The 21,260-nt window shown below is 53.0% G+C and carries 16 protein-coding genes and 2 tRNA genes; 10 read left to right on the forward strand and 8 right to left on the reverse strand.

Annotated elements, in window-relative coordinates:
- Positions 1–46 precede the first annotated feature (46 nt).
- From E4T81_RS15620 to E4T81_RS08800, 4 genes are all read right to left on the reverse strand, one after another.
- A complete protein-coding gene (locus E4T81_RS15620) occupies positions 47–202 on the reverse strand; it encodes a hypothetical protein (protein ID WP_167761806.1) in 156 nt (51 codons plus the stop codon).
- Positions 203–337: 135 nt separating this feature from the next.
- Positions 338–412 (reverse strand) — tRNA-Glu (locus E4T81_RS08790).
- A gap of 45 nt (positions 413–457) precedes the next feature.
- Entirely contained in the window at positions 458–718 is a 261-nt protein-coding gene (gene rpsT / locus E4T81_RS08795; protein WP_135043620.1) for a 30S ribosomal protein S20, read from the reverse strand.
- Positions 719–759: 41 nt separating this feature from the next.
- A tRNA-Glu gene (locus E4T81_RS08800) sits at positions 760–831 on the reverse strand.
- Positions 832–1,045: 214 nt separating this feature from the next.
- Here E4T81_RS08800 and E4T81_RS08805 point away from each other — a divergent pair.
- On the forward strand, positions 1,046–1,771 hold the full coding sequence (locus tag E4T81_RS08805) for a DNA repair protein RecO (protein ID WP_167761808.1): 726 nt from the start codon (positions 1,046–1,048) through the stop codon (positions 1,769–1,771).
- Between the two features lie 18 nt (positions 1,772–1,789).
- Here the strand turns inward: E4T81_RS08805 and E4T81_RS08810 are convergent, their stop codons facing one another.
- From E4T81_RS08810 to E4T81_RS08825, 4 genes are all read right to left on the reverse strand, one after another.
- Entirely contained in the window at positions 1,790–2,662 is an 873-nt protein-coding gene (locus E4T81_RS08810) for a neutral zinc metallopeptidase (protein WP_135043626.1), read from the reverse strand.
- 178 nt (positions 2,663–2,840) lie between these two features.
- Positions 2,841–5,132, reverse strand: coding sequence for an NADP-dependent malic enzyme (locus tag E4T81_RS08815; RefSeq protein ID WP_135043629.1), 2,292 nt, complete (start codon positions 5,130–5,132; stop codon positions 2,841–2,843).
- A 98-nt stretch (positions 5,133–5,230) separates the two neighbouring features.
- Positions 5,231–5,950, reverse strand: coding sequence for a phosphatase PAP2 family protein (locus E4T81_RS08820; protein ID WP_135043632.1), 720 nt, complete (start codon positions 5,948–5,950; stop codon positions 5,231–5,233).
- A gap of 15 nt (positions 5,951–5,965) precedes the next feature.
- Complete coding sequence (locus tag E4T81_RS08825) at positions 5,966–7,738, reverse strand: LTA synthase family protein (protein WP_135043635.1); 1,773 nt, start codon at positions 7,736–7,738, stop codon at positions 5,966–5,968.
- 595 nt (positions 7,739–8,333) lie between these two features.
- Here E4T81_RS08825 and ilvD point away from each other — a divergent pair.
- From ilvD to E4T81_RS08870, 9 genes are all read left to right on the forward strand, one after another.
- Positions 8,334–10,163 carry a dihydroxy-acid dehydratase gene (ilvD, locus tag E4T81_RS08830; protein ID WP_135043638.1) on the forward strand — a complete coding sequence of 610 codons (1,830 nt, stop codon included), beginning with the start codon at positions 8,334–8,336 and terminating at the stop codon, positions 10,161–10,163.
- 33 nt (positions 10,164–10,196) lie between these two features.
- A complete protein-coding gene (gene ilvB, locus E4T81_RS08835) occupies positions 10,197–11,912 on the forward strand; it encodes a biosynthetic-type acetolactate synthase large subunit (protein ID WP_135043641.1) in 1,716 nt (571 codons plus the stop codon).
- Positions 11,913–11,941: 29 nt separating this feature from the next.
- The gene (ilvN, locus tag E4T81_RS08840) at positions 11,942–12,490 is read left to right on the forward strand and encodes an acetolactate synthase small subunit (RefSeq protein WP_209308172.1); all 549 of its coding nucleotides are present in this window, start codon (positions 11,942–11,944) and stop codon (positions 12,488–12,490) included.
- Complete coding sequence (locus E4T81_RS08845; RefSeq protein WP_135043647.1) at positions 12,487–13,251, forward strand: acyl-[acyl-carrier-protein] thioesterase; 765 nt, start codon at positions 12,487–12,489, stop codon at positions 13,249–13,251. The genes ilvN and E4T81_RS08845 overlap by 4 nt, the downstream gene beginning before the upstream one ends.
- Positions 13,252–13,285: 34 nt before the next feature.
- Positions 13,286–14,329, forward strand: coding sequence for a ketol-acid reductoisomerase (ilvC, locus tag E4T81_RS08850; protein WP_135043650.1), 1,044 nt, complete (start codon positions 13,286–13,288; stop codon positions 14,327–14,329).
- A 197-nt stretch (positions 14,330–14,526) separates the two neighbouring features.
- A complete protein-coding gene (locus tag E4T81_RS08855) occupies positions 14,527–15,645 on the forward strand; it encodes an MraY family glycosyltransferase (RefSeq protein ID WP_135043653.1) in 1,119 nt (372 codons plus the stop codon).
- 43 nt (positions 15,646–15,688) lie between these two features.
- Positions 15,689–18,112: an SLBB domain-containing protein gene (locus tag E4T81_RS08860; RefSeq protein ID WP_167761810.1), complete on the forward strand. Its 2,424-nt coding sequence runs from the start codon at positions 15,689–15,691 to the stop codon at positions 18,110–18,112.
- 16 nt (positions 18,113–18,128) lie between these two features.
- Positions 18,129–19,238, forward strand: a complete 1,110-nt coding sequence (locus E4T81_RS08865; RefSeq protein WP_371683038.1) for a Wzz/FepE/Etk N-terminal domain-containing protein — start codon at positions 18,129–18,131, stop codon at positions 19,236–19,238.
- A gap of 26 nt (positions 19,239–19,264) precedes the next feature.
- Complete coding sequence (locus E4T81_RS08870; RefSeq protein WP_135043656.1) at positions 19,265–21,259, forward strand: OmpA family protein; 1,995 nt, start codon at positions 19,265–19,267, stop codon at positions 21,257–21,259.
- Position 21,260 lies beyond the last annotated feature (1 nt).

A 21,260-nucleotide genomic window follows, 5' to 3' on the forward strand; every position in this document is an offset into this window, starting at 1 on the left:
TAGCGGGCGAGTGGTGGCTCGCCCGCTATTCAATCCGTCGCCGGAATTAGTATTGCTTACCCGGCGCGCCTAAGTTGTTAAGTTCCTTGACTTCCTGTTCAACCTGTTTTGCATCGGGGGTGCCTTCATATTTGCCATCCTGTATGCCCGGTTTTGAACTTTGGTTCTTTACCTCATCTTTGGGTTTCTTGCAGTCGTTCATATTAATAGCGTTTTTTAAGAGTTGTGGTAATGTAACATGTATGTATATAACAACCTGTGTAATTTAGGGTTCACCCACAACGAGAAAGCCACCGTCCCTAAGGGAACGGTGGCTTTCATCAGCAAAGTTGAGATTTGGTAGCCCATAGGAGAATCGAACTCCTCTTTCAAGAATGAAAATCTTGCGTCCTAACCGATAGACGAATGGGCCGTTGAGCAGTCGCCCGCATTACGGGTGACCAATTGCGCCTTTCTATTAAGCGTTAGCGAGCTTGTTGATGTGAAGGGCGAGCTTGCTCTTGAGGTTAGATGCCTTGTTCTTGGAGATGGTGCCATTGCTTGCAAGGCGATCAAGGAGCGAGCTAACCTTCTTGTAAGATTCGGCAGCCTCGTTCTTGTCAGTCATTGCGCGAAGACGACGCACAGCGTTACGTGCAGTCTTTGCATAATAACGGTTACGGAGTCTACGTGACTCAATCTGACGGATTCTCTTAATAGATGACTTATGATTTGCCATTACAAAAACTTCTTTTGTTTGTTGTTATGATTCTTAATTAGTAGCCCATAGGAGAATCGAACTCCTCTTTCAAGAATGAAAATCTTGCGTCCTAACCGATAGACGAATGGGCCATGCTCACGCACTAAGCGCAAAAGCGAGTGCAAATATACGCACTATTTTTAATTCTCGCAAATATTTTTGAAAAAAATGATGCTGAAAAGCAGAAATAGAGGATTTTGCATGATTTTTATGCCCGTTTTGGAGCTTTGCAAGAGTGAACCGGAGGATATTTTGACGATAAAAAAATTTGGAGTGTAGATGAAGAGGGTGTAAATTTGCATGACGATGAAACACCTTCATTGCATAGCCCTGCACACGGTCAGATATAATGACCGCAACAATATACTTACCGCCTTCTCGCTTGAGGAGGGGAGGGTGTCGCTGCTTGTCTCGGCGTCGGCTTCGCGGGAGGCGCGCAGGCGCAGGGCGATTACGATGCCGCTTTCATTTTTTGAGTGTGTGGCGGATCTTCGCCACGGTCACACAATAGCCAATATCTCGGATGTCAGACCGTCGCTTGCCCTGCCGGAGCTTACATCCAATCCGATTAAGATTACCGTGGCGCTTTTTGTCGCCGAGCTGCTCGGGATAGTGCTCAGGGAGACCCCCGAAGACCCGTTGCTGTTCAGGTATCTCTCTTATTCCGCTGCCGCGCTTGACTCAGCCGACAGCCGGGAGACAGCCAACTTCCCGATACATTTCCTTTACCGTCTCGGCACATTTCTCGGCATAGAGCCTGACACATCGACCTATCGGAAGGGACGCGTGTTTGACATGATTGACGGAACATTCCGTGACAGTGCGCCGCTTCACCGGCGGTTTCTTGACGGAGCCGACGCTGAGGCTGTGTATATGCTTTCGCGAATGAACTGGGACAATTACGGCATGTTCCGGTTCAACCGGGAGCAACGCCGCAGGGTGATAAGCGTAATTATCGAGTATTACACGGTTCATTACACATCGCTCAGCCGTCTGAACTCGCTTGATGTCATGCGCGAGGTGTTTGATTGACCGGGGAGGCGCTGCGGGTCACAGTGAGGAATAGGATGGAGTGAACGTGTCGCCGTCGGCGAGGTCACCGCTCTGCAGCCCTTTTTTAAGCCACCTCATGCGTTGGTCGGAACGGCCGTGGTTGAACGCGTCGGGCACGACATATCCCTGAGCCTTTTTTTGCAGGTAGTCGTCACCGATGACCGACGCCGTGCTGATAGCCTCTTCCAGGTCGCCTTCCTCAAGCGAATTGAACATGCGGTTTTCGTGGTGCCCCCATACTCCGGCAAGGAAATCGGCCTGAAGCTCTATGCGCACACTTTCCTTGTTGGCATCGGTCTCGCTCATACGCGACATCTGCGAGTGGGCCTTGTCGAGAGTCCCGAGAAGATGCTGCACATGATGCCCTACCTCATGGGCTATGACGTAGGCATAGGCGAAGTCACCGTCGGAGCCGAGATTCTGCCGCATCTGGCTGAAAAATGACAGGTCTATGTAAAGACACTCGTCGGCGGAGCAGTAAAACGGTCCCGTGGAAGCAGTGGCGTTGCCACATCCGCTCTGTACGGCGTCGTTAAACAGCACGAGGGTAGGCGGCTCGTAGGTGAGCCCCATTTTGTTAAATTCCTCGGTCCATACATCTTCGGTAGAGGCGAGAATCTGCCGGGAGAATTGGGCGAGTTCCTCTTCCTGGGCGGTGGGGACATACTCTTCGGTAGTGCCGGAGCCGCCGAGGGCAGAGCTCACGCTGCCGTTAAGCACGTCAAGAGGGTTGCCGCCCGTCAGCCATGTGATTATTCCAACGATAATTAGTCCGCCTATTCCGAGTCCTCCGGCTTTAGCCGAAAACCCTGAACGCTGTCCGCGCCTGTCGTCGATATTGGAGCTTTGCCGCCTTCCGTTAAGTCGCATAGGTCATGTATTAAAATGAGTAATCATGTGACGATAAACTCCGGTTAATCGTTCACCTTATTTATAATAACGCAAATATAAGGAAAAAGGTCGAGTCATCGATGACCTGCGGCGGCATATAAAAATGAGGGACACGCCGCCGGCGTGTCCCTCGCAGGTATAGGGTCAGTATTTTTGATTATTTGTCATGGTCGTTGCCCACTTTCTCCACTACCGCTGCGTCGATGACCGCGATTGTGGTGAGATTCACGATGTCGCGCACGGCGGCGTCGACGCTGATGAAGTGGATAGGCTTGTTTAGACCCATCTGAATCGGTCCGATTACCTCTCCGACACCCATTGAAAGAAGCATCTTCCAGGCGGTATTGGCGGAGCTGAGGTTGGGGAATATCAATGTGTTGACATCCTTTCCTTTCAGGCGGTTGAAGGGATAGTTGGTGTCGCGCACCTTGTTATTGAGGGCGAAGTCAATCTGCATTTCACCGTCAATGGGGAGGTCGGGATAAGCTTCCTGCATGCGCTCTGCGACATTGTGTACAATGCGTGAGCCGTGGAGCTTGCTTGCGCCGAAGTTGGAGTAGGATATCAGCGCCATGACCGGGTCGTGGGCGAAGTATTCGACAGAGTTGCGCGCCAGACGTGCGATGTCAAAGAGGGCGTCTTCATCGGGATGGCTGTTGATTGTGGTGTCGGCGATGAAGTAGACGCCACGCTGTGTCTGGAGTATGTGCATTGTGGCGAAGTGGTTGTAGGTCGGGCGTATGCCGATAACCTCCTTGGCGATTTCAGCCGGGGTGAGGTTGCCGGAATATGTGCCGGCAAGCATTGCGTCGGCGTCGCCACACTCTACCATCATCATGCCGAAGTAGTTGCGGTCAAACATAAGCTCAAGTGCCTGGCGGAAGGTCATGCCGTCGCGCTGATGCTTTTCGGTGAGCTTGGTTGCATATCGGTCGCGGCGGTCAGCCTCGCGGTCGTGGCGCAGGTTTACGATTTCTATACCCTCGATGTTGAGAGCAAGGCGGGCGGCGCGCTTTTCGATCATCTCTTCGTTGCCGAGCAGCACGGGGATGCAGATACCTTCCTGATATGCGCTGACAGCCGCGCGAAGCATGTTGTCGGTGTTTGCCTCGGCAAATACGACGCGCTTCGGGTTGCGCTGTGCGGTCTCGGTGAATCCGCGCATGAGCTGGTTGTCGTAGCCCATTCGGCGGCGGAGCTGGTGGTTATAAGCTTCCCAGTCGGTGATGGGGCGTGTCGCCACTCCCGACTCCATTGCACCGCGTGCAACGGCGGGAGCCACGGCTGTAAGAAGGCGCGGGTCAAGAGGCTTGGGAAGGATGTAGTCTCTTCCGAAGTGGAGGTTGGACATGCCGTAGGCTGCGTTGACCACCGAGGGCACAGGCTCTTTGGTGAGCTCGGCGATAGCCTTTACTGCGGCGAGCTTCATCTCCTCGTTTATGACTGTCGCGCCTGAGTCGAGCGCTCCGCGGAATATATAGGGGAATCCGAGCACATTGTTAATCTGGTTGGGGTAGTCTGACCTTCCTGTTGCAAAAATGAGGTCGGGACGCGACTCGATAGCGACATCATAGGCGATTTCGGGGTCGGGGTTGGCAAGGGCAAATACGATAGGCTTCGGAGCCATTGACTTCACCATCTCCGGTGTCACCACGTCTTTTACCGAAAGACCGAGGAACACGTCGGCACCTACCATAGCCTCGGCTAGAGTCTCTATGTCGCGGTCAGTGGCAAATTCGAGTTTCTGGGCGTTGAGGTTGGTGCGCTTTTTATTGATTACACCTTTTGAGTCACACATTACGACGTTTTCGGGACGCACACCGAGGGCGATGTAGAGCTTTGTGCAACTTACGGCAGCCGCGCCCGCACCGTTGACCACGAGCTTGACGTCAGCTATATTCTTGCCTTGAATCTCAAGCGCGTTGAGCAGTCCGGCGCCGGAGATAATGGCGGTTCCGTGCTGGTCGTCATGCATGACGGGGATGTCACATTCTTCCTTGAGACGACGCTCGATTTCAAAACATTCCGGAGCCTTGATGTCCTCAAGGTTTATGCCGCCGAATGTAGGCGATATGGCTTTTACTACCTGGATGAACTTGTCGGGGTCTTTCTCATTGACTTCAATGTCAAAGCAGTCGAGACCTGCGAAAATCTTGAAAAGCAGTGCCTTTCCTTCCATCACCGGCTTTCCCGCGAGTGCGCCTATGTCGCCGAGGCCAAGCACTGCTGTGCCGTTGCTTATCACGGCTACAAGGTTGCCCTTGTTGGTGTACTCGTAAGCGTCCTGCGGACGTTGCTGGATTTCAAGGCAGGGAAATGCCACGCCGGGAGAATAGGCGAGTGCGAGATCCTGTTGGGAAGAATAAGGTACGGTGGGCACGACTTCAATCTTGCCCGGCTTACCCTCGCGATGATATTCGAGGGCCATCTCTTTTGTTACTTTTGACATGTTTATCTCGTTCTTGTGATATATTTCTGCAAAAGTAACAAAAATAACCCTAAGTTGTAATCTTAAAAGGAAAATTTAAGAGAACTGTCTATATTATTTCAGTTGAGGTTTGCCAATGAAGAGGCGATGATGGCGAAGAGGGTCATCGTGCCGGTGAAAATCATGATGTCGCCTACGGTTATTCCGATTGCCTGCTGGTCGGGCATAAGATTTATCTTGAAGAGCGGAGTGCGGTAATGATGGGTCACGATGCCGCCTGACTCGGTGTTGAACCGGCATGTGGCGCGATAACACAGATAGCCGAACGCCGAGCCGATAACCGCGCCCACAAGGAGGTCGCCGGGATAGTGTACGCCGAGATACAGCCGGGAGTAGGAGTTGAGGGTCGCCCAGCTGAAAATGAAGATGGCGAGTCGCCAGCGGCGCACAAGACATACGATAAATACAGCGAGGGCAAACGAGTTGGCCGCATGGCATGACGGGAATCCGTATTGACCGCCCCTGTAGCCGTCGACGAGATGGAGTGACTGAGAGAGGGGGTTGTCGATGTTGGACGGGCGCATGCGCTCGAAAAAGGGGCGTATGATTGAGGCACATGTCTGGTCGGTCAGTGCGATGGCGAGCGCAATCGCAACGGCGTAGACCAGCACGAGCCTGGGCTTGAATGACTTGAGCAGGATGAAGAGTATTGTCACATACATCGGTATCCAGATGAATCGGCCCGTGCACAGCATCATGAACTTGTCAAAAAATGGCGAGTGCATGCTGTTGAAGAAAAGAAGCACTGATGCGTCAAGCTGATTAAGGTATTCTATCATTGCTGTAGTTCAGTATTAAAGGTTTTCAATCAGGTCATAAAGTCTCTGTACAAAAGCCTCTGCCCGGAGGCGGAGGGTGTCGGTGTCGCCGCCTCCCGATGATATAATCTGCGACGCGTCGCAGTTGTACACGATTGTATCGGAGGGCGTCACAAGCGTTATTATCGACGGGTCTGCCATTACGGCGAAGTGAGGCCCGTCGGCAAGCAGGTCCTTGCTATAGGGGAGCGCCGACGAGTCGAGTCCCATAGCGTCAAGCAGTGTCGCCGCGAGGTCAATCTGCGAGCCTGTGACGGTGTCGGTCATCGCCTTGCGGTTAAGTGCGCCTCCGGTCATTACGAGCGGAATGTGGTGGCGGCTTACCACGTCGTCAAGGCTGTGGGGATAGCATCCCTGATGGTCGGGCACCATGACCACAAGCGTCCGGTCAAAGCGGGGCGACACCCGAAGGCTGTCGACAAAGGCAAACAGGCAACTGTCTGTAAACGCGAAGGCGTTTTTTTCAGGCTCGGCGGCAAACACGGGGTTGCTGTAAGGCACGTCAAACGGTTCGTGGCTGCTCGATGTCTGGATAACACGCAGTTGTGGTGGAGCGTCGGCGGCTGTGCTCCTGACGTCGGCGATAACTTTGTCAAAAAGCAGATTGTCGTGGGCGCCCCATTTGCTTGCCTTTTCTTTTAACGCGAAATCCTTGTCAGATATTATATGTTCAAAGCCGGCATTTACCAGATAAGCCTGCATATTGGTGAAATTGGCGTCGCCGCCATAGAAATAGGTGAGGTCATAGCCGGCATTTTTCAGCTCTCCCGGAAGAGACGGGAGTCCCTCTGTCTTTTCCACATATTTCATTATGCTCATCGACGGCTGCCCCGGAAATGCGCTAAGTATTGCGGGGATGCCGCGGTCGGTACGGAAGCTGTTGGCATATATGCCGGTGAAACTCAACCCTTCTCTTGCGAGAGAGTCAAGCCGCATGGCAATCGGCTCGCCGCCGAGCGACGGCATGAGATGGGCTGAGAAGCTTTCGAGTATCACGATATAAATGTCGGGTCTTAGGTTGTTAAGCAGCGGCACTGAATCGGCTGCAAGCGTCGCCGGGGCTGTCGCCGACCTGTACAGGTCGCAGAGGACGCTGTCGGCCTCCTCTGCGGTCATGAACCGGTATTGCTCCCCGAAGTTATGCTGGTGGGTGGCCGAATACATGAGGCTGAACGCCGGATTGACCGCCGCATGGTTAAGACGTTGGTTCTGGCTGAAATATGCCCTGCTGAGATTCATGGATGACACGGTGAACCCTCCGCGTATGGGGATGAAGAGCGCTGCTGTGAGCAAGACCATTACCACAGTCGCCGGGACTTTTTTGACAGGTGATACTTTTATCTTTCTGATAATTAGTGCGAAAATCAGATATATCAGGCTCGTCGCCACCACGATTGCCACTATGCCCGTCACGGCGTCAAGCCAGGTTGCGCTTGCCAGTGCCGCCTTGGGCGACGACGTGAAGTAAAATACCGGAGTCATGTCGAGGCGGAATCCCCAATAGGAGTAGAGTTTCAGGTCAAGGCAGAATATGACAGCGAGGAGAAGTGAGATTATGCCATAATAAATCTTCTCGACAATAACGAGCCAATGGCGCGCGGTCCAGAGCTGCCCGATTATGATAAACGCCGGCAGGGCTGTAAGATAACCGGCTATCGAGCAATCCATAGGCAAGCCTTTTAACATGGCTTCAAGGCATGACAAAAGGCTTGCCTGCCCCTGGCTTATAAGGTCGTGATATGTAAGCATAAAACATGCCCTCTGCAACGCTGACAGCGCTACAAAGCATGTAAAGACGGCTAAAAATTTCAGTATTGCTCTGCTCAAAATGTCGATAAATGGTCAAACAGACTGCAAAGTTACATTAAAATCCTGTAAAATCCTGCCGGTTAATGATTATTATATATAGGTAAGTATTCTTATCCGGATAATCTGTTGTGCTTAAATTCCTTATGCAGTCAACTGGCTATATGGAGCCATTCATTGATATATCCTGTATTATCAACGGCAATCACTCCGCGACGCAGTGTCCCGGTCAGGGTGGTAGGGTTCAAACCGCTCACAGTTTAATTCATCGAGCTATAAAAAGAGTGTTGTGGCGATATATTTTTGATGAAATATTTGTTTTTTATTGCAAAGTGTCATAAATTTGCATTTCAAACTTGCATTTGATTATAGATATGAGCAGTTGCGTGAACATAGTAAACCGCCTGTCGGTGGTCGTCATTACCGTCCTTGAGCACATGGAGGGGTGATTTCACGTATATCTGACGAAAAGAAATTATGATGCCTCTCCAACGCAACGAGCGAAAGGGAGGCATTTCAGTTAAAGAAAGAGACGCATATGAGCAGACAGTTAAGAAGCGCGGCAAGCACTCAGGGCAGACGCATGGCAGGGGCAAGGGCTCTCTGGCGTGCCAACGGCATGAAGGAAGACCAGATAGGTAAGCCTATAATAGCGGTGGTCAACTCGTTTACACAGTTTGTGCCGGGTCACACTCATCTTCACGAAATAGGACAGATCGTTAAGGAGGAGATAGAAAAGCAGGGCTGTTTCGCCGCCGAGTTCAACACAATAGCCATCGACGACGGTATCGCGATGGGACATGACGGAATGCTCTATTCGCTTCCGTCACGCGACCTTATCGCCGACTCGGTGGAGTATATGGTCAATGCCCACAAGGCCGATGCAATGGTGTGTATCTCCAACTGTGACAAGGTTACCCCGGGAATGTTGATAGCCGCGATGAGGCTCAATATCCCTACGATTTTTGTGTCGGGAGGGCCGATGGAGGCAGGTGACCTTGACGGGCGCCCTCTTGACCTTATCGACATAATGATTGACGCCGCCGACGAGACTGTCAATGACGACACCGTGAAGCTTCTTGAACAGAAGGGATGTCCTACATGCGGCTCATGTTCCGGCATGTTTACCGCCAACTCGATGAACTCGCTCAACGAGGCTATAGGTCTCGCACTTCCGGGCAACGGCACCATACTCGCCACCCATGCCAACCGCGAGACACTCTTCCGCAAGGCGGCGCGCCGTATTGTCGAAAATGCCCGCGCCTACTATGAGAATGACGATGAAAGCGTGTTGCCGCGCAATATAGCCACCCGTCAGGCGATGCTTAACGCAATGGCTCTCGACATAGCGATGGGAGGCTCTACCAATACTGTGCTCCACCTTCTTGCCATAGCCAACGAGGCTGAAGCCGACTTCACGATGGCTGATATTGACAAGCTGTCGCGTGTCACCCCGGTATTGTGCAAGGTCGCGCCTAATTCCCACTACCACATCCAGGATGTCAACCGCGCCGGCGGCATCCTCTCCATAATGAAGCAGCTTGCCGACAAGGGACTCGTGGACACCTCCGTAAAGCGTGTCGACGGATTGACTCTCGGACAGGCAATAGAGCGGTTTGCCCCGGAGGGAAGCGAGTTTTGTGAAGAGGCGGCAGCGCTGTGGCACAGTGCGCCGGGCGGAGGCAGAAACCTGCGACTCGGCTCCCAGTCAGCTGTCTATGACTCTCTTGACACAGACCGGGAGAAGGGCTGTATAAGGGACTTCGACCATGCCTATGTGAAAGATGGCGGACTTGCAGTGCTGAAAGGAAACATTGCCGCCGACGGATGTGTTGTAAAGACAGCCGGCGTGGATGAAAGCATATTCCATTTCCGCGGTCCGGCGAAAGTGTTCACCTCCCAGGAGGAGGCTGTCGACGGAATACTCCGCGACAAGGTGAAGAGCGGCGACGTGGTTGTAATCACCCATGAGGGGCCCAAGGGCGGCCCCGGCATGCAGGAGATGCTTTACCCTACGAGCTACATCAAGTCGAAGCATCTCGGAAAAGAGTGTGCGCTCATTACCGACGGACGCTTTTCAGGCGGAACGTCAGGACTGTCGATCGGGCATATATCTCCCGAGGCTGCCGCAGGCGGCAACATCGGTCTTGTGCGCGACGGCGACATCATTGACATCGACATTCCCGGACGCACGATTAACGTCGAGCTGACCGACATGGAGCTGGCTGCCCGTCGCGAGGAAGAGCTTGCCTATGGACGCGAGGCGTTCACCCCCAGGGGCAGGGCGCGCGAGGTGTCGAAAGCGCTCAAGGCATATGCCGCCATGGTGACATCGGCCGACAAGGGCGGAGTGAGAGAGTTGAAATGACAGGTAAGCTATCTAAAGAAAACATATATATAGATGAAAGAAAAGATTTCAGGAGCCGACGCGTTGATGCGCTCGTTGATATCGGAGGGTGTCGACCTTGTGTTCGGTTATCCGGGCGGATCCATTATCCCCGTATATGACAAGCTTTACGATTATCAGGACAAGCTGAAGCATATACTTGTGCGTCACGAGCAGGGCGCTACCCATGCAGCCCAAGGCTACGCGAGGGTGAGCGGGCGTCCCGGTGTCGTCATCGTCACCTCGGGCCCGGCTGCCACCAATATCATCACCGGAGTGGGCGACGCCTTGATGGACAGCACTCCTCTGGTAGTGATAACGGGTCAGGTAGCCACTCCGTTTCTGGGATTTGACGCATTCCAGGAGACTGATGTCGTAGGCATCACCCAGCCTCTGTCAAAGTGGAGCTGCCAGGTAAGGCGCGCCGAAGACATCCCGCGTGCTGTGGCGAGGGCGTTTTATATCGCTTCCACCGGGCGTCCCGGTCCGGTTGTGATTGACCTGACGAAAGACGCTCAGACGGGCATGATGGAGTTTGACTATGAAAAATGTGATTTCATCCGCTCTTACAATCCGTCGCCCGACATTGATGCCGCCGATGTGGCGCGTGTCGCCGACCTTATCAACTCATCGGAGCGCCCGATGATTCTTTCCGGTCACGGAGTCATGATTTCTGGGGCTGAGAAGGGGCTTGCCGCCCTTGCGGAGAAAGCCGACATCCCTGTTGCCGCAACGCTTCTCGGACTGTCGACCATGCCGTCGGATCATCCGCTGTATAAGGGAATGCTCGGAATGCACGGCAATATCGGACCTAATATAAATACTAACCGCGCCGACCTGCTGATTGCCGTCGGCATGAGATTTGATGACCGAATCACGGGTAATGTGAAGACTTATGCACCTCAGGCAAAGATTGTGCATATCGATATAGACGCCTCGGAATTTGACAAGAACATAGCCACCACCGCTACCATCCATGGTGACGCCCGAAAGGTGCTGGAGGCGCTTATTCCCCATATCAAGGAGCGTAAACATGCCGAATGGCTCGCCACATTTGACGAGCCGGAACGCGTCGAGCGCGAAAAGGTGGTGATGCGCGAGGTATATCCCTCCGGAGGAAGGATGACAATGGGTGAGGTGGTCAACAAAGTGTCGGAGGCGACCGGCAACCGTGCCATCGTTGTGACCGACGTAGGTCAGAACCAGATGTTTTCCGCACGCTATTCGCGCTTTACCGAGCCGCGTTCGATGGTGACATCGGGAGGACTGGGCACTATGGGCTTCGGACTTCCCGCCGCGATAGGGGCAAAGATGGGCGCGCCGGAACGAACGGTGTGTTTCTTCACCGGCGACGGCGGACTACAGATGACAATACAGGAGCTTGGCACGATACTCGAATATCAGACCGATGTCAAGATAATCCTTCTCAACAATAACTTCCTCGGCAATGTAAGGCAATGGCAGTCGCTGTTTTTCAATGACCGCTTCTCCCAGACTCCCCTTGTGAACCCCGACTTCGTGATGATAGCCAACGCCTACGGCATCAGCGCTGAAAACGTCGAGACCCGCGACGAGCTTGACGCCGCCATCGACCGCATGGTCAAGCATGACGGTGCCTATCTGCTCAATGTCAATATCGACGAGACCGACATGATATTCCCGATGACACCCGCCGGTGCCAATGTCGACCATATCATGCTGACGCCCACGGAATGTTACCCGATTGACTAACCCCGCCTCATTTCGACATAATGACAGTTATGGAAAATCAGCTATTTACATTTACAGTCTTTTCTGAAAACCAGGTGGGACTGCTCAATCAGATTTCAATCATATTTACCCGCCGCTGCCTCAATATCGAGAGCCTGTCGGTGAGCCCTTCCTCTATAAAGGGGGTGTCAAAGTTCACAATCACCTGTTTCGGCGACCGCCCTATGATGGAGCGTGTGGTGAAGCAGATCGAGAAGCGTATCGACGTGATAAAGGCTTATCTGTACACCGACGACGAGATTGTATATCAGGAGATAGCGCTTTACAAGGTGCCTACGGAGGCTCTCCTTGACGACAGTGCGGTAGAGGAGATAATACGCCGTCACAACGCGCGCATCCTTGAGATAACAAGGGAATATGTAATCCTTGAAAAGACAGGTCATCAGGAAGAGACCGAGGCTCTTTTCATCGAGCTTGAGAAGTATGACATAAGCCAGTTTGTGCGTTCCGGAAGGGTTGCCGTAACCAAGTCGCCGCGCGAGCTGCTGAGCATGTATCTCGAAGAACAGGAACTACGTAAATCACGCAGCAGGCAATGACTTTAGTGTCGAAGGAATACAGCCACACCTACACTCTCACCGCGGGCGAGTGCAATCCGCAGGCAATGATGCCTGTGACACTCTTTGCCGCGCGAGCCATAGAGGTGGCGACATTTCATGCCAACTCTCTCGGCGCAGGCTATGACCGACTCATATCCGACGGTCTCGCGTGGGTGCTTTCGCGCCTGTCGATTGAGATGTATCGGTCGCCTGAGGTTAACTCGCAATATACCTTGCACACCTGGATCGAGGGTTTCAACCGTCATTTTTCGGAACGAAATTTCGAGATGACCGACTCTCGCGGCGAGGTGATAGGTCATGCGCGTTCGGTGTGGATGGCTATAAACATAAAGGAGCGCCGTGCCGCCGACCTTGCCATGCTTGAGTCGCTGCGCGACAGCGTGTCGGAAAAAGTGTGTCCGATGGATAGGATGACCCGTTTTGTGCCTGTAGGCGCTGCCGAAGGCGTGGAGGAGTCGCGCTACCGTTTCCGCTACTGTGACTGTGACTTCAACCGTCATGTCAACACCATGCGCTATATGGAGCTGTTGCTCAACTGCCGTGACATGGATTTTTATGACAGCCACAGGGTAGGGCGTTTTGACATCGCGTTCATGCATGAGGCGAAGTTTGGCGAGGAAGCGACAGTGCGTCTCGCCGATGCCGGCGACGGGTCGTTTAATGCCGAGATAAGCGGCGGTGATGTGTGTTATTCACGGAGCCGCCTGCGGTTTGTCGATTTAAAATATCGTAAGAAATAAGTATATCTATTAGAAAACTAAAAAAAGAACAATTATGGCAAAAATGAATTTTGGCGGAGTTGAGGAAAATGTCATCATCCGCGAAGAGTTCCCCTTGGAGAAGGCGAGAGAAGTCCTCAAGGACGAGACCATCGCAGTCATCGGTTATGGCGTGCAGGGTCCCGGACAGAGCATGAACCTGCGTGACAACGGCTTTAATGTAATCGTCGGTCAGCGCGCGGGCAAGACCTATGACAAGGCGGTAGCCGACGGCTGGGTGCCCGGAGAGACCCTGTTCAGCATAGAAGAGGCTTGTCAGCGAGGCACAATCATCATGTGTCTTCTCTCTGACGCCGCGGTGATGTCAGTGTGGCCTACAATCAAGCAGTATCTTACCCCCGGAAAGGCGCTTTATTTCTCTCACGGATTTGCAATCACCTGGAGCGACCGTACCGGTGTCGTGCCTCCCAAGGATGTCGATGTGATACTTGTGGCTCCCAAAGGCTCGGGTACTTCGCTCCGCACCATGTTCCTTGAAGGCCGTGGACTTAATTCATCTTATGCCATTGAACAGGATTATACCGGACGTGCCCTCGACCGCACCATCGCCCTCGGTATCGGTATCGGTTCAGGCTACCTGTTTGAGACCACATTCAAGCGCGAGGCTACTTCCGACCTTACCGGTGAGCGCGGTTCGCTGATGGGTGCTATCCAGGGATTGCTCCTCGCCCAGTATGAGGTGCTTCGTGAAAACGGTCACACACCCTCCGAGGCGTTCAACGAGACGGTGGAAGAGCTTACCCAGTCGCTGATGCCGCTTTTTGCAAAGAACGGTATGGACTGGATGTATGCCAACTGCTCTACCACCGCACAGCGTGGAGCGCTTGACTGGATGGGTCCGTTCCATGATGCCATCAAGCCTGTCGTAGAGCGTCTTTATGACAGTGTTAAGACCGGTAACGAGGCTCAGATTTCAATCGACAGCAATTCCAAGCCCGACTACCGTGAGAAGCTTGAGGAAGAGCTCAAGGCACTCCGCGAGAGCGAAATGTGGCAGACTGCCGTGACTGTGCGCAAGCTCCGTCCCGAAAACAACTGATATAGTGAAAAAATAATAAAGTAGGGAGTGTCCCGTGCCTGTTTCGGTGCGGGACGCTTTTTTCTTACCCGTATAATTTGACGTTGTTTTTACGCTGCGTTGCATTTTGTTACGATAATTTTTGCAAGGAGTATTAAAAATGTATAATTTTGCAGTTCATAATAGTGTGAATAGCATACACATTCATCATAAAGAATATGGATTATTGGCTGATAAACTCCTTCTGTGCTTTTCTGCTCTGTGTACTCTTTGCCGGTATACTTATCCCGCAGATACTTTTAGTCGCGTTTCGTCGCAACCTGTTTGATGAACCTGATCCCAGAAAAATCCATAAGGGAGCTGTGCCCCGTCTCGGCGGTATCGCATTTACGCCCGTGGTGTGTTTTTCTGTAGCTCTTCTTCTCGGCATCAACTCACTGCTTGGCTTTGCAGGGGTTGAGGAGTCGTTGATTATTGATTCGACATCCATTACATTTGGCTTCTGCTCTCTATTCACGCTCTATCTTGTCGGCATGGCCGACGACCTTGTGGGTGTGCGTTACCGTGCCAAATTTGTGGTTCAGATATTTTGTGCCGTCCTCCTTATCGCAGGCGGTCTGTGGCTTCACGGGCTCTGCGGCGTGCTGTTTATCGACAACCTCGTGTGGTGGATAGGTATTCCGTTGACTATTATAGTGATAGTCTATGTCGTCAACTCAATCAACCTTATCGACGGTATCGACGGACTTGCGTCGGGTCTGTCAAGCGCTGCGCTTATAATCTATGGCATCGGATTCTTCATGTACGGTCAATATCTGTTTGCGATGATTTCTTTTGCCACTCTCGGAGTGCTTGTCCCGTTTTTCTATTATAACGTATTCGGCGACGTCAACAAGCGCAAGAAGATATTCATGGGTGACACCGGCTCGCTTACAATCGGTCTTATCCTGTCGTTCCTGAGCCTTGAGCTTTACAACGTGGCATCGTTGGGATGCGTGGTGTATGGCACCAACGCGTTTATACTTGCGTTTTCTCCGCTCTTGATTCCGTGTCTTGACGTAGTGAGGGTGTTCCTTCACCGCATACGCCGTCACCGCAATCCGTTCCTCCCCGACAAGACTCATATACATCATAAATTGCTTGCACTCGGGTTGAAGCCGCGTGTGTGCATGGTGACAATCGTGCTGATTGCACTTGCGATTAGTGTAATAAGTATCGTGCTTTCACGTTATATTGAGGTAAACATCCTGCTCATCATCATCATTGGCTTCTGGACAGGAGTTAATGTGTGGCTTTCCAACAGGATTGCCAAAAAGGGCGGTGATGCAAAAAAGTAATATTATTCAACCAAAGCCATATTTTATAAAAGAATTCAAAATTATGCGAAATAGCTTACGGACTGCGTTTCTTGCTCTTGCGATACTCTTTGCAGGAGCATCTGCGTCGGCGCGCATGACCGACGACCAGGTGGTCGCTTATGTAAAGGAGGGTGTAGCCCAGGGCAAGTCACAGCAACAGATCGGCAAGGAGCTGATAGCTCGCGGAGTGACTCCGGAGCAGGTGGAACGCCTGAAAGTGCGTTACGAGGACTCTCAGGGCAGCGAGACGGTTGCCACCACCCAAAGCGTGGGCGCGGCGCGTGCGGAACGCAAACGTTCCAGCGCTGATGAGGTCGCCCCCGGAACCCTTGACGACGTGCAGCGTGAAGTCGAGCAGGGCAATAACGCCACTGTGTCGGCACGTCGCGTTTATGGACATAACGTGTTCCGCAATCAGGCACTCTCTTTCGAGCCAAATGAAAATGCGGCGACTCCCCAGAACTACCGTCTCGGCCCCGGTGACGAGGTGGTGATTGACATATGGGGCGCGAGTGAGGATCACATACGCCAGACAATCAGCCCTGAAGGCAGTATCATGGTGTCGCAGATAGGTCCCATCTATCTTAACGGAATGACCATCCAGGAGGCAAATAATCACATTAAAGGCCGTTTTGCCAGCAAATATGCCGGTGTAGGCGGCTCAGAGCCGGAATCGGAGGTCAATGTCACTCTCGGACAGGTGCGTACCATTCAGGTCGACCTTATGGGCGAGGTGGCAGTGCCGGGCACATATCGCCTGTCGCCGTTCTCGACAGTGTTCCACGCTCTTTACAAGTCGGGCGGAATCAACGACATCGGTTCGATGCGTAACATAGAGGTACTTCGCAACGGCAAGAAGATTGTCGGTGTCGATGTGTACGAATTCCTGTTTGACGGCAAGCAGACCGGCAACATCCGCTTGCAGGAAGGTGACGTGATTATCGTGCCCCCCTATGAGAATCTTGTCAATGTATCGGGAAATGTAAAGCGCCCGATGTATTATGAAATAAAGGACGGCGAGACGCTTTCCGACCTTGTTGCCTATGCCGGAGGATTCACCGGCGACGCCTATACCGAGCAGGTAAGGCTTGCGCGCCAGTCGGGAAGAGAAAATGAGCTGTTCAACATTGTGAGCGGTGACTTTGACACTTATAAGCTTCTTGACGGTGACGTGGTGACCGTAGGTACTATCCTTGACCGTTATGCCAACCGTGTCGAGCTGAAAGGTTCGGTGTTCCGTCCCGGAATGTATGCCCTTGCTACCGACCTGCGCACAGTGGGCGACCTTATCAAGAAGGCTGAGGGTCTTACAGAGGATGCCTACACTACACGCGTGATTCTTTATCGCGAGGGTGCCGACCTGTCGCTTGAAATCATACCGGTCGACCTCGGCGGAATCCTTGCCGGCCGACGTCCTGACGTGACCTTGAAGCGTAACGATGTGCTTGTCGTGCCGAGCGTTCATGAGCTGACCGACCGCGGCGAGCTTTCAATCTACGGTCTTGTCGCCCATCCCGGACAATATCCTTTTGCCGATAACACCACAATCGAAGACCTTGTAATCCAGGCAGGCGGACTGCTCAACGGAGCGTCTACCGCAAAGGTTGACGTGTCGCGCCGTCTTGTCGACCCGACAAGCCTGCAGCCCACCGATGAAATCTCGAAGACCTTCACTTTCTCCCTTAAAGACGGCATGCTTGTCGACGGAGATCCGGGATTCATCCTTGAACCTTATGATATTGTGGAGGTGCGCCGCAGCCCGGGCTATCAGACCCAGCGCCGCATCAACGTCGTGGGCGAAGTGGCTTTTGACGGCGGGTATACACTTGAAACCAAAAACGAGCGCGTCAGCGACATCATACGCCGTGCGGGCGGACTCACCTCGTCGGCTTATGCCAAGGGTGCGCATGTCATGCGCCAGATGACGCCGGAAGAGGTGGCCTTGCGTGCCGAGACGCTTCGTCTTGCCACAGGAATGCAGACCGACGGCGACTCTATCTCTATTCAGAAACTACAGTTGCCCACCACCTATACCGTGGCACTCGAGCTTGACAAGGCTCTTGCGATGCCCGGTTCGGAGGCTGACCTTGTGATGAAAGAGGGTGATGTCCTGAATATCCCCGAGTACACCAACACCGTGAGAATCTCCGGCGACGTGATGTTCCCCAACACGGTTACCTATAAAAAGGGCAAGAAGCTCAAGTATTATGTAGAGCAGGCAGGCGGCTACGGCGAGTATGCGAAGAAAAGCAAGGCGTTTATTATCTATATGAACGGAGAGGTGGCTGTCGCCAAGAATAGCGCGCCTATCGAGCCGGGCTGTCAGATAGTCGTGCCGGCGAAGCATAAGGGTCAGGGTGTGAACTGGACCGCAATCCTGTCATCGGTATCGGCGCTCGGTTCTGTGGCTACAATGACTGCCGCGCTTGCCAACCTGTTTAAATAATAATCTCCCCAAAGCAATGACTATGCAGGAAGAAAATCATAACATCGAGAACGAGGAGCAGGAAATAGACCTTCTTGAGCTCGCGTCAAAGATATGGGATGCCCGTAAGACCATTTTCAAGTGGGGTGCGATAGGAGCTGTCGTAGGTCTTGTCATCGCGTTCAGTATCCCTAAGGAATACACGACTACCATAAAGCTTGCCCCGGAGACCGGAACTGACGGCAAGGCATCGGGCATGTCGGGGCTTGCCGCAATGGCAGGTATAAGCCTTGGTAACGCGTCGGGTGCCGACGCTGTGTATCCCCAGCTTTATCCCGACGTGGTAGCCTCCGTCCCGTTTGCAATAAGCCTCTTTGACGTGCCTGTCGTGGCTGATGACGGAGAAAAAAACACTACTGTCAGGAAATTTCTGGAAGAGGACACCTCAGCTCCCTGGTGGAGTGCTGTCATGGCATTGCCCGGAAAGGCTATAGGCGGCATATTGTCTCTCTTTAAGGACGAGGAGGAAGAGGCTGCAGGCGATGGCGTCAACCCTTTCCGTCTGACAAAGGATGAGCAGGCGATAGTCGAGGCTCTTAACGCCCGCATCGGCGCTGATGTCGATACAAAGACATCGGTAATCACGCTTTCCGCGACTATGCAGGACCCTGTGGTGTCGGCGTTGCTTGCCGACACGGTGGCGTTGCGCCTTCAGGAATATGTGACAGAATACCGCACTGAAAAAGCGCGTCAGGACCTTGCCTATGCGCAGAAACTCAATGACGAGGCTAAGGCGGAGTATTACAAGGTGCAGAAGCAGCTTGCCGATTATCTTGACCGCAATCAGGGAATCGTGCTGAAGTCGGGACAGACCGAGCGCGACCGTCTGCAAAACGAGGTGTCGCTTGCGTTCAGCCTTTATAACCAGACATCAACCCAGCTTCAGGCTGCAAAAGCGAAAGTGCAGCAGACCACCCCTGTATATACCGTCGTGCAACCTGCTACCGTGCCCCTTCTCGCATCCAAGCCCTCGAAGATGCTTATACTTGTGGGCTGCGTGTTTTTAGCTGTGGTCGCAGCTTCGGCATGGGTGCTTTTCCTGAAAGATTTCCGCTTGCCCAAAAAGGAAGATAACGGCGTAAAATAATGTGGCTTTAGCTGCGTTATTTAGTTATGAAACCGTTATTATCGCATTATAAAAGATATTTCTACTTGATATTGCCGCTGCTGTGCCTTGTCGTTTCGGGGTGCGGGGCGGCAAAATTGTCGGTTGCCGACGAGCAGATGGAGCGAGGCGAGTATTATGAGGCGTCGCGGACTTACCGTAAGGTCTATAACAAGCTGACAAAGCGCGAGGAGCGTCCGCAGCGAGGGGTCATTGCCTATAAGATGGGTGAGTGTTACCGTAAACTCAACATGAACGCTCGCGCTTCGGCTGCATATCAGAACGCTGTCAGATACGGCTATCCCGACTCGACCGCGCTGCTTTACATGGGGCAGGCGCTCCAGGCCGAGGGCAAGTATCAGGCAGCCATAAATGCCTATGACGACTATCTCGCCACTTCTCCAAAGGATGCGGAAGTGGCAAGGACCGGCATAGCCGGATGTCGCATGGGTCTTGACGTGAAGAAAAACCCGACGCGATATGTCGTGAAAAACGCCAAACTGTTTAATTCACGCCGTGCCGACTTTGCCCCGATGTTTCTTGACAAGTCGGCCGACGCACTCTATTTCACCACCACCAACGAGAAGGTGACCGGCTCTCACAGAAGCGAAATCACCGGCATGAAAAAGAGCGATATATGGGTCGCCCGGAAAAATGAGCGCGGAGAGTGGCAGCGCCCCGAGGCGGTGGAGGGAGAGCTTAACTCGGAGCATGACGAGGGAATAGTGTCGTTCACCCCCGACGGACAGACGATGTATCTTACACGCGCCCGTCGTGAGCCTAACTCCCACACATCGGTCGAGATTTTCACATCGCAGCGCAGCGATGCCCGGTGGAGCGCTCCTGTAAAATTTGAGATTACCGCCGACACCCTGTCGGCATATGGGCATCCTGCCGTGTCGCCCGACGGCAATTGGCTCTATTTTTCCTCCGATATGCCCGGCGGCTACGGAGGCAAGGATATATGGCGCATAAACCTTAAAGAGCGTGCAGGCTCGCTTGAAAACCTCGGCGAGTTTATAAACACTCCCGGCGACGAGGTGTTTCCCTACATGCGCGCCGACAGCCTGCTGTATTTTGCCAGCGACGGTCATGCCGGACTTGGGGGACTTGACATTTTCAAGGCGACACTGCGCCCCTCTGGAGGCTGGAGCGTGGAGAATATGGGTTCGCCTGTCAATTCTTCAGCCGATGATTTCGGCATCACCTTCGGCGTAGGCGAGAGCGGCTACTTCAGCTCCAACCGTGGCGACGGGCGCGGTTATGACCATCTGTACTCATTTGTGTTGCCCGACTTGAAGATAACCATCAGCGGAATGGTGCTTGACCGCGATGAAGAGCCGGTGGCAAACGCTGTTATCCGCATTATCGGTGATGACGGGTCCAACCAGAAGGCTATGGGCAAGGTCGACGGCTCCTTCTCGTTTCCGCTTCAGCGCGGAGTCCGCTATGTCATGCTCGCCGGTGCAAAAGGCTACCTGAACGCGCGTCAGGAGTTCACGTCCGACACTGCCGAGGAAGATGCCGACTACAACGTGGATTTTATCCTCGCCTCCGTGACGAAACCTAATGTGGTCGACAATATATTCTATGACTTTGACAAGGCTACACTGCGTCCTGAATCGTGTGTGGCGCTTGACTCTATAGTGCAGGTGCTTCACGACAATCCTAACGTGACTATAGAGATGGCTTCTCACACTGACCGCTGGGGCTCGGAAGAGTATAACATGAACCTTTCTCAGCGACGGGCGAAATCGGTAATCGACTACCTCGTCGCCGCCGGAATAAAGCCTGACCGCCTGCAGCCGCAGGGCTACGGAAAGTCACGCCCTAAGGTAATCACCAAAAAGCTTGCGCGAGAGTTTCCGCAATATAAGGAGGGCGACGTGCTGACTGAGGAATATATCCTTGCCCTCCCCGAAGAGGTCGACCGGGAGATTGCCGACCAGATTAACCGCCGCACGGAGTTTCAGGTGCTTTCGATTGACTATAAAATGTATTGAA

The organism is Barnesiella sp. WM24, from assembly GCF_004570975.1.
Classification (GTDB): Bacteria; Bacteroidota; Bacteroidia; order Bacteroidales; family Muribaculaceae; genus Muribaculum.